Raw genomic sequence first — 9412 nt, forward strand, 5'->3', positions numbered from 1 at the left:
GGAGATGGGGGGATGGGGTGGTGGGGAGATGGGGAGAGGGGGAGATGGGGAGATGGGGAGATGGGGAGATGGGGAGATGGGGAGATGGGGAGATGGGGAGATGGGGAGATGGGGTGATGGGGAGATGGGGTGATGGGGAGATGGGACATAGTTTTCTTAAAGGTAATTATCCAGACACTGACCTAAGACATTACTAATCTAGAAAAATCTACCTATGATGCCGATAAAATTTTTTAAACTAAAATAAAAAAAATAAATTAAAAATTTTAATTTATCTATATAAAAAATAAAACTATATACAGTGTTTTTAATAACTATAATATACACTGTTTTAGCATTTTATACTTCCCGATTCCCGATTCCCGATTCCCGATTCCCGATTCCCGATTTCCGATTCCCGATTCCCGATTCCCGATTCCCGATTCCCGATTCCCGATTCCCTATTGTATTTTATAGAATAAACCTATGGATCTAAAACTCCAAAATTGGAAGAAGTTCTGTCGATATTATTCAGGAGACTTGTATGGGATTTGGACTAGATACTCGAGGGCAGGAGACGTCATAGAATCTTGGCGCTGTATTAGAAGTTTTCGTCCCACAGCAGATTGTCGTGAAATACATCACCAAAATCACTATACTTATGCTAATGGCAAGACAGAAACAAAAACCTTTGGGCCCTACAAACAACCTATCACAACTGGCTTGTTTTTAGACAACGGCTTTTCCTGGGGTTCCACCACAGTAAAATCTGGCTCTACGTTTTTTTCCGATATATGTTTAAGGTATGAAAATAGTCGTGCTACTGCGATTGCCAAATACGATGAAAGTGGCAGCTTGAAACGCTTTACTGTGTTTCCGGAACACCTAGGACATTTCGTGAATGTGGCTACTCTACCTCCCGCCCATCAAATTAGTAGCGACTGGCAAGGAACAGTCCAAACAATAACCCCGGACTGGCAAATTTCAGCCCCAATAGTAACCTCATGGCAACCCTTAGACGATTTACCTGAAGATTACCTGAGGTTACACTTTACTAACGGTATTTCAATCAGTTGTCCGGCACAGGTAGAGAGTGGAAAAGCGTTTTTTGTGGCAGTGGATTGGCTGGTTAACCAGACTTTATTGCAACGAGGCACTCGCCACTATGATCAATCGGGCTTTAGCAGTTTTACCCTAGAAGTATTTAGAATTTAGTCAAACTATGATAAAAAATATATTTAAAAATACTCTTAAGCCCCAAAAACTACTTTTTTCCGATTCCCGATTCCCGATTCCCGATTCCCGATTCCCAATTCCCGATTCCCGATTCCCGATTCCCGATTCCCGATTCCCGATTTAACACTAATTAACTAGTTAAGTCAGCCAGTTACTCTAACTTCATAGTTCACGGTTCCTAGCCAAGACATCCCAGGTATTTGGTATGGCTTGAATTTAAAACTATCTAAGTTTCCATACTTTACTATATGCTTGATAAAATGTTGGGAACCTTTAAAAATATCCACACTATTAGGTATAGAGTTATCTTCTGATCCTAAATTTAGAGGTAATTTAGCTAAATCCTTGAGAGACTTTAAGGATTCATAGGCTGAAGAAAACTGAATATAGGTAGAAATAGCGCTACGCATTTTTGAATCAAGTCCAGCCGGATTCTTAAGTTTATCCTCTTCAATAACTGCACCAAAGCGCTTTTTAATAAACGTCCTAACGTTTTCTGAGTAGGACTTGGAATTATACTGATAAATCGCCTGAGTAATAGAAGATTGCTTACCAGAGTTAATCATCTTCCCTACCACGTAAGCTGCAATATCCGCAGTATAATCAGAATCTCTGGCTAACCTATCCAAAGCTTCTTCGACACTGTTAACATCTATGTTGTCATTGGGGTCTCGATAGGCCACAATAGCCGAACCAATATCTCCAGCCCATGAGGTATGGTCACCAGTCCAACTAGTGAAATCTGACCATTGGAATCCAGGCTGATCAATTTGATCAGAAAGGGAACCGATAAAATGGCCAAAGTCAGTAATTTCACCACTTAATACTAATTCATTGATATTGAGTTTTCCCTCAAATTCATCTCGAATATACTCTTGGTGATACCCCGTAGCTGTACTCCATAACCGACTAGTATATTCCTTCTTAGTGTACCCACGCAAATGATTAACAATTTCATAAGCGGATTTACCAGGGTTCTCACTTTCAATTTTCTCGATGAATTGCAATGCTTCTTGTAGTTTAGACATAGGTTTAAACTAGATTAATCCCTCTTAGTCATACTGTAACCTACGTCTTGGAGTTGTTAGATTCCGGATTTGTTGGGCAGATTTAGGTCTGAAGGTTGTCAGGTTGTCAGGTTGAAGGTTGAATGGTTGAAGGTTTAAGGTTGGATGGTTGAAGGTTGGATGGTTGAAGGTTGTTCGCGTAGCGTGGCCAATAGGCCAAGGTTGGATGGTTTAAGGTTGTTTGGTTGTTTGGTTGTTTGGTTGTTTGGTTGAACGCGATGGACTTCGTCCCGCAGTCGAGCGATCGCGTGGCCAATAGGCCAAGGTTGTTTGGTTGAAGGTTGTTTGGTTGAAGGTTGTTTGGTTGTCAGGTTGAACGCGATGGACTTCGTCCCGCAGTCGAGCGATCGCGTGGCCAATAGGCCAAGGTTGTTTGGTTGAAAGTTTTAAAGTTTAATAACCTGTAACCTGTAACCTGTAACCGCGTCACCTGTAACCTGTAACCTTTAACCTTCAACCGGTTAACCTTTAACCTTCAACCTTGGCCTATTGGCCACGCTACGCGAACAACCTTCAACCTTGGCCTATTGGCCACGCTACGCGAACAACCTTCAACTTTAAATTTTCAACCTTTAACCTTCAACCTTTAACCTTCAACCTTGGCCTATTGGCCACGCTACGCGAACAACCTTCAACCTTGGCCTATTGGCCACGCTACGCGAACAACCTTCAACCTTGGCCTATTGGCCACGCTACGCGAACAACCTTCAACCTGACAACCGCATTACAAAATAAAATTGCTGTAATCTATCGCATCGCAGCAGCAGGGGGCAAAACCAAGTTAGGGTTTGACCCCTGCCCATGACCGTTAAGGGTGTCATTGTCGGGATTATCTTGGAGTAAAGCCTCCCGAATCATCCGAGCAATCACTCGCTGTGCCAAACCACCAGCAATTTTTTGTCCCATTTCCTGGGTCTCCTGTTTTAGGAACACTTGAGGAATAACTGGCAACAATTGCATTAGGTCAAAACCAGGAGTGTCTTGTAAAATTTGCCAAATCCGTTGGATATTCTCAGTACTTTCGGGTTTATCTTCTGGCTTCTTGTCTTGATTATCTTGATTATTTATTTCTAAGCCTAGACGTTCCTGCAAGGCATAACTGACGTTATCCAATGTCCGCCTTCCAAAGCTATCGATAGCCTTGACAATCTCATTGACCAAGTGCTCCCGAATGAAAGCTCCTCGCTCTGAAAAAATAAAGTCTAGGGTCTGATCTAAGACTTGGTTGATATCATAATCTGGAGAATTTCCAGCATTACGCAACAGGTTTTCCAGACGGTTCCAACGGAAACCCTCATCCTTGAACAGTAAATCCCTCAAGGATGCCCGTAATTCTGGTGATGAATCCGTCAATAGGCGCTTGGCTACATAAGGATAGGCTTTACTGAGTACTTTGAAATCTGGCTCAACATTAATGGCAATCCCTTCTAAGGTGACTAGGGAGCGAATAATCAGAGCATAGTAAGCGGGTACCCGGAAGGGATACTCATACATCAAAGCTGATAACTGGTCAGTGATACTCTTGAAGTTGAGTTCTGCCACACTAGCTCCTAAGGCGTTGTTAAAAACCTTGGCTAGGGCAGGAATAATTGGTGTCAAGTCTGTCTCTGGGGTCAAAAACTCCAACTTCACGTAGTCATTGGCCAAACCAGGGAAGTCACGATTGACCAGATGAACAACAGCTTCAATCAAACCATAGCGCTGATACGTCTTGACTTGGCTCATCATCCCAAAGTCAATATAAGCCAGCTTGCCGTCAGAGGTAGCTAACAGGTTTCCAGGGTGAGGGTCAGCGTGAAAGAATCCGTATTCCAGTAGCTGTCGCAAGGAACAGTTTACCCCAACTTCAATCAAGTGCTTGGCATCAATGCCTTGAGCCTTGATTTTCTCCATATCCGTCAGCTTACTACCCGTTATCCATTCCATAGTCAGGACACGACGCCCAGTGTAGTCCCAGTAAATTCGGGGAACATAAATTTCCGGTAGTTTGCCGTAAAGCTTGGCAAAGCGTTCAGCATTGCGCCCTTCATGCTGATAGTCCATCTCTTCAAAGATACGGGCACCAAACTCATCCATGATGGCAACCAAGTCACTGCGCACCCGCTTGACATTGGTTTGTACCCACTGTGCAACAAGGCGTATAATGTATAGATCAAGCGTAATTTTATGTGCCAATCCTGGTCGTTGTACCTTGACCGCAACAGTTTCGCCAGTTTTAAGTTTGCCCTTATAGACCTGTCCTAAGGAAGCCGCTGCCACAGGCTTTTCAGTCAGTTCAGCGAAAATATTTTCCGGGCGATCGCCTAATTCTTCCTCGATAAATTTATAAGCCACCTCATTCTCAAAAGGTGGGAGTTGGTCTTGTAGCAGCGTCAACTCATCCAAGAAAACTTGTGGGACTAAATCCGGTCGTGTGGAAAGAGCTTGTCCGATTTTAATGTAAGCTGGTCCTAGATCGGTTAAAATTTCCCGCAGTTGAATCGCTCTGGCTCGGTTCTCGGTAACATCCCGACCGCGAAACCGATCCCACCACAGACCGAGAGCAAACGATATGAATGACCAGATAATGCTGAAAGACCGCCGTAGAATTAGCAGGTATGCCCTCTGGTACTGGGCTGCGATCGCCGACGGGTCGTAGCGTGGTTTGTCTGTTTCCAAGACAGAGGATCCCGTTGTCGAGCTCAACTCTTCCTCAACTGAGCTATTGCTGCCCGACACTGGCACCAATGACTTGTCCGCATCAGCCTCTGAGTCTAGTGCTTGATGAGAAGTTGGGGAAACTGTTTTAGGATTCATAAGAAGATATTTCCGACGGACCAACAGAAGCGATTCTGTAAACTATTGTAACAAAAGGGGGATATCATTAAAACTTAATAAAGGTTCGGCAATCTTCATACCACAATGGTGGAATAACCCATTCCTGGGTAAGAATACTGATTTTTAGTGGACAATTGACGATATGGTTAATGGTGAACGGTCAACGATTACTAGAGTTAACCCTTAGACTTCAATTGGGTATTAGGGTGTGACTTTTCCTAAATTGTTACCAAATGTGTTTAAGATCACAATTTTCCCAACAGTGAATTTTGCTCAATGTTACTTTATTTGCGAATTCACAACTTTGCCTTAATTGACCACCTAGAAGTGGAATTCGGTGCTGGTCTAAATGTATTGACTGGGGAAACCGGTGCGGGTAAGTCCATTATTTTGGATGCCATTGACATTGCCCTGGGGGGAAAAGTCACCAATCGGCTTCGCACAGGGACTAAACGGGCTTTGGTAGAAGCAACATTCTCGGTAGATAACCCCTTGATTGCTTGGTTGAGTGAGCAAGAGATTGACTTACTTGATGAAGCGGATTTGGTCTGTAGCCGGGAGATTACCGCAACAGAAAAAGGCATGCGATCGCGTTCTCGGGTCAATGGCACGATAGTCAATCGGCAACTGATGGAGGGACTGCGTGAGCGCTTGGTAGAAATTACTGCTCAGGGTCAAACAATACAGCTTATTATGCCAGCACGCCAACGAGGGCTACTCGACCTTTACGGCGGTTCCTCTGTGATCCAGCAGCGAGATCGAGTGGCATCTGCCTACATGGCTTGTCAAGAGGCCAAGAAAGCTCTAGAAACACAGCAAAAGTCTCAGCAAGAACTCCTACAACGTCTAGATTGGTTGGAGTATCAAATTCAAGACCTCAGTGGTGCCAACCTTACCGCTCCTGACGAACTCGAACAGCTAGAACTTGAACACCAGCGTCTGAACCATGTGGTGGAACTCCAGCAGAGGAGTTACCAAGTCTATCAAGCACTTTACCATAATGATCACGGGACAAAAGCAAGTGCTGACTTATTGGGTCAAGCGGAAAGTACCTTGCAGGATATGGTAGACTATGATAGTCAATTGCAACCTCTGCTAGACCTAGTCAGTGGAGCATTGGCTCAAGTGGCGGAAGCTGCCCATCAGATTAATGCCTATGGAGATGGACTAGAGACTGATCCGGAACGTCTTCAAGTGGTGGAGGAAAGAATTGGGGTTCTCAAACAAATTTGCCGCAAATATGGACCAACCCTTGCTAAGGCAATCGCTCACTATGAGACCCTACAGGCAGAACTAGAAGAATTAGGCAGTGAAGGTGCATCTCTAGAAGAGTTAGAGAGAAATTATGCCTTGAGGAAGTCAAACGTGACCGATGAATGTGATCAACTGACCAAATTGCGGTATAGGGCTGGGTCAGAACTGGAAAAACAGCTGGTTAACCAGTTAAAGCCCTTGGCTATGGAGAAGGTAAAATTTACAGTGGAAATCAGCCCCATTGTCCCCACGGCAGCTGGTGCCGATCAAGTCACCTTTTACTTCTCTCCCAACCCCGGAGAACCCTTGCAACCTCTTGCTAAGACGGCTTCCGGTGGAGAGATGAGTCGATTTTTACTGGCACTGAAAGCCTGTTTTTCCAGCAGTAACCAGCCAGGAACAACCTTAATTTTTGATGAAATTGATGCTGGGGTGTCTGGTCGGGTAGCAGGAGCGATCGCAGAACGACTCTACCAACTCAGTCAACGCCACCAAGTTCTTTGTGTGACTCACCAACCGTTAATTGCTGCGATGGCAGACCAACATTTTAGGGTGGATAAACAGGTGATTGCTCAACCGATTTCTAGCATTTTGAAACAACCATCTTCCCCTCAAGGTAACCGGTCTGGCAGTACTCAAGTAGTTACCCAAATCCCGGAATCTGGAATGCCCGAGCTTCGAACTGTAGTAAGGATTAGCCTCCTGAATCATCCCCAAAAGCGGCAGGAAGAAATCGCTCAGTTAGCTGGTGGACAGTCGGCTCAAGACGCTATGAATTTTGCGGCTTCCTTGTTGTCCCAAGCTGCTAGCTGGCGTAAGACATGCACAGTGGGAAGACAGGACTAAGGCCAAAGGCGTTGCGTCAGTCTTTGAATGAATAGGAGTAGAGTGGGCATCCTGCCCGCCCCAAAAGATCGCCGAACAGGCAAGATGCCTATTCTACAAAACTCTTAAAATCATTCCATTATTAAGCAACGCCAGGCCAAACAGCTAAATGTTAAAACTTGTGAGGTTGTGATGCATTAGTTTAATAGTTGGATCGCAATTGATTAATTAAGCTACTGACAAATTAATCTAGAATGCACTATAATAATCCAGTCAGGCCATATTTAACTCTCAATCAGACAGAAAAAATCTACTCTCCGGGCCAGCAGAGAAGGTGCTATCTAGGTAATCAACAGATTAGCCTTAAACCCAGATCAATTCGGTTAACTGGCTCTGACGAGTCAATAAGTATCAATCTAAGAGTCAATAAGTATCAAAAAGACGCCATCATTAGATCGCTTCAGCCAAACAAAAGCTTTAGCGCAGGATAATTCTATGGTAGCTGCATCTGTTTATCAACACAATTCAAATCAGGTGGAAAAGGGGAGCATATCTGAGGCAAATTCCTCAGCAGCAGGTTCGCTAGTTGCGGCGGGACAAATGATATCTAACTTCCTGGCACTTTTAAACCGGGAAAGTTTAAAACAAGTAGTCCCAGATGTAGAAAGCTCACTCCACATCGTCAATCAAACCCTGTCGATGCTGGAAGCTCTACTGGAAAACCAAGATTTTGAGAAGGTTCTCCTGGAGATTTTGACTGCGATTACTATCAAGACGGCAGAGTTAATGAAGGCCGACCGAGTAACAATATTTTTTCTGGATGAAGACAAGAAGGAACTTTGGTCGGTAGTGGCAAAGGGAGAGGGAAACAACACCTTAGGAGAACTGCGATTTCCAGCTGATCAGGGCATTGTTGGTGAAGTAGCTACTTTCAAACGGGTGGTTAACGTTCCCTACGATTTTTATGATGACCCTCGTTCTAACACTGCCAAAAAGTCTGACAAAAAAACTGGATATCGCACCTATACCCTGCTAGCATTGCCCCTGTTGAATCGACAGGGAGATTTAGTTGCCGTAGTCCAATTACTCAATAAGGTCAAAAATTCCTATACACAGAACGCTTCCTTAAACGATAAAATTGACCGACAGGGCTTTACTGAGGAAGATCAAAAACTGTTTAAGAATTTTGCCCCTTCGATGCGGCTGGTTCTAGAATCTTCCAAGTCGTTGTACGGAGCTACCCAGAGACAAAGAGCAGCAACAGCACTGATCAAAGCTACAGAATCCCTCAATCTCAGCAGTTTGGATCTAGAAGAAACCCTCACGCGGGTGATGGATGAGGCGAAAACGCTGATGAAAGCCGACCGTAGTACCCTGTGGCTAATTGACCGAGAGCGTAATGAACTGTGGGCGCAAATTCCCCAAGCGGATGGTTCCTCCCAAGAAATCCGGATCCTAATGGGGGTTGGCTTTGCCGGCAAGGTAGCTCAAAGCGGTGAAGCTCTAAATATTCCTTTTGACCTATATGATCATCCCAATTCTGACAATTCTAAAAAAGTTGATCAGGAATCTGGTTATCGCACCTGTAGCCTGTTGTGTATGCCAGTGTATAACTCCAATCAAGAGTTAATAGGTGTAACCCAGCTAGTCAACAAGAAAAAGACCGGTGATAATGATCCTTACAATCCGAATGATTGGCCTGAAGCTCCGGAATGCTGGCAAGCAAGTTTTAATCGGATTGATGAAGAATACATGAAAGCCTTCAATATTCAAGCTGGGGTAGCCATACAGCGAGCGAAACTGTTTGCCACCATCAAACAGCAGGAACAAATTCAGCGGGATATGCTGCGCAGCCTCAGTAATGGGGTTATTTCCACCGATAAAACCGGTAAGATTATCGCTACCAATGAAAGTGCCAAGAAATTGCTGGGGTATGACCATGGAGACAGCTTGGAGGGGTTATCGGTTAGTCAGTTTATTAACATCAAAGGGGGAAATTTTGCTCAATGGCTCCAGAACGCTTTAACTGCCAAGACAGCAAAAGACAGCCGTCAGTACTACCCCGACCAAACCCTGATCTCCCAGGGGTTAGAATCAAGCAAGCATTGTGTGAATCTTTCGATTAACTCTATTGCTGATGCCAGCGATCAAACCCATGTCTATGCTGCATTGGTAGTCATGGATGACATTAGTGATGAAAAACGCCTCAAGACTACCATGTATCGCTATATGAC

10 protein-coding genes are annotated in these 9412 nt (G+C 44.4%); 7 read left to right on the forward strand and 3 right to left on the reverse strand.

The genetic code is table 11. The annotated features are described in order from the left end of the window. Positions 1-44 precede the first annotated feature (44 nt). The 4 genes from F6K51_RS33930 (at position 45) to F6K51_RS33945 (ending at position 1339) form a co-directional block, all read left to right on the forward strand. Entirely contained in the window at positions 45-197 is a 153-nt protein-coding gene (locus tag F6K51_RS33930) for a hypothetical protein (RefSeq protein ID WP_293029495.1), read from the forward strand. Positions 198-301: 104 nt separating this feature from the next. Next, on the forward strand, positions 302-475 hold the full coding sequence (locus F6K51_RS33935) for a hypothetical protein (RefSeq protein ID WP_293029498.1): 174 nt from the start codon (positions 302-304) through the stop codon (positions 473-475). Next, on the forward strand, positions 466-1194 hold the full coding sequence (locus tag F6K51_RS33940) for a DUF3598 family protein (RefSeq protein WP_293029501.1): 729 nt from the start codon (positions 466-468) through the stop codon (positions 1192-1194). Before F6K51_RS33935 ends, F6K51_RS33940 begins: the two co-directional genes overlap by 10 nt. A 7-nt stretch (positions 1195-1201) precedes the next feature. After that, on the forward strand, positions 1202-1339 hold the full coding sequence (locus F6K51_RS33945; RefSeq protein ID WP_293029504.1) for a hypothetical protein: 138 nt from the start codon (positions 1202-1204) through the stop codon (positions 1337-1339). 19 nt (positions 1340-1358) lie between these two features. Here the strand turns inward: F6K51_RS33945 and F6K51_RS33950 are convergent, their stop codons facing one another. Together F6K51_RS33950 and F6K51_RS33955 are read right to left on the reverse strand one after the other, a co-directional pair. Next, complete coding sequence (locus tag F6K51_RS33950; RefSeq protein ID WP_293029506.1) at positions 1359-2243, reverse strand: hypothetical protein; 885 nt, start codon at positions 2241-2243, stop codon at positions 1359-1361. Between the two features lie 134 nt (positions 2244-2377). After that, positions 2378-2641 carry a hypothetical protein gene (locus tag F6K51_RS33955; RefSeq protein WP_293029509.1) on the reverse strand — a complete coding sequence of 88 codons (264 nt, stop codon included), beginning with the start codon at positions 2639-2641 and terminating at the stop codon, positions 2378-2380. Positions 2642-2763: 122 nt separating this feature from the next. Between F6K51_RS33955 and F6K51_RS33960 the strand changes: the two genes are divergently transcribed. Continuing rightward, positions 2764-3087, forward strand: coding sequence for a hypothetical protein (locus F6K51_RS33960; RefSeq protein ID WP_293029512.1), 324 nt, complete (start codon positions 2764-2766; stop codon positions 3085-3087). Here the strand turns inward: F6K51_RS33960 and F6K51_RS33965 are convergent. Further along, on the reverse strand, positions 3030-5078 hold the full coding sequence (locus F6K51_RS33965) for an AarF/ABC1/UbiB kinase family protein (RefSeq protein ID WP_293029515.1): 2049 nt from the start codon (positions 5076-5078) through the stop codon (positions 3030-3032). The genes F6K51_RS33960 and F6K51_RS33965 overlap by 58 nt on opposite strands. Positions 5079-5375: 297 nt before the next feature. Between F6K51_RS33965 and recN the strand changes: the two genes are divergently transcribed. Together recN and F6K51_RS33975 are read left to right on the forward strand one after the other, a co-directional pair. Next, entirely contained in the window at positions 5376-7199 is a 1824-nt protein-coding gene (recN, locus tag F6K51_RS33970; RefSeq protein WP_293029518.1) for a DNA repair protein RecN, read from the forward strand. A gap of 474 nt (positions 7200-7673) precedes the next feature. After that, on the forward strand, positions 7674-9412 hold a 1739-nt coding region (locus F6K51_RS33975; protein ID WP_293029521.1), incomplete at its 3' end, for a GAF domain-containing protein.

Source organism: Moorena sp. SIO3I8 (genome assembly GCF_010692325.1).
In the GTDB taxonomy this organism is placed as follows: Bacteria; Cyanobacteriota; Cyanobacteriia; order Cyanobacteriales; family Coleofasciculaceae; genus Moorena.

Excerpts from the sequence above, each read along its gene's own strand:
- F6K51_RS33965 (WP_293029515.1), bottom strand. The coding sequence starts at position 5,078 with ATGAATCCTAAAACAGTTTCCCCAACTTCTCATCAAGCACTAGACTCA.
- recN (WP_293029518.1), top strand. The coding sequence starts at position 5,376 with ATGTTACTTTATTTGCGAATTCACAACTTTGCCTTAATTGACCACCTA.
- F6K51_RS33945 (WP_293029504.1), top strand. The coding sequence starts at position 1,202 with ATGATAAAAAATATATTTAAAAATACTCTTAAGCCCCAAAAACTACTT.
- F6K51_RS33940 (WP_293029501.1), top strand. The coding sequence starts at position 466 with ATGGATCTAAAACTCCAAAATTGGAAGAAGTTCTGTCGATATTATTCA.
- F6K51_RS33950 (WP_293029506.1), bottom strand. The coding sequence starts at position 2,243 with ATGTCTAAACTACAAGAAGCATTGCAATTCATCGAGAAAATTGAAAGT.
- F6K51_RS33930 (WP_293029495.1), top strand. The coding sequence starts at position 45 with ATGGGGAGATGGGGAGATGGGGAGATGGGGAGATGGGGAGATGGGGAG.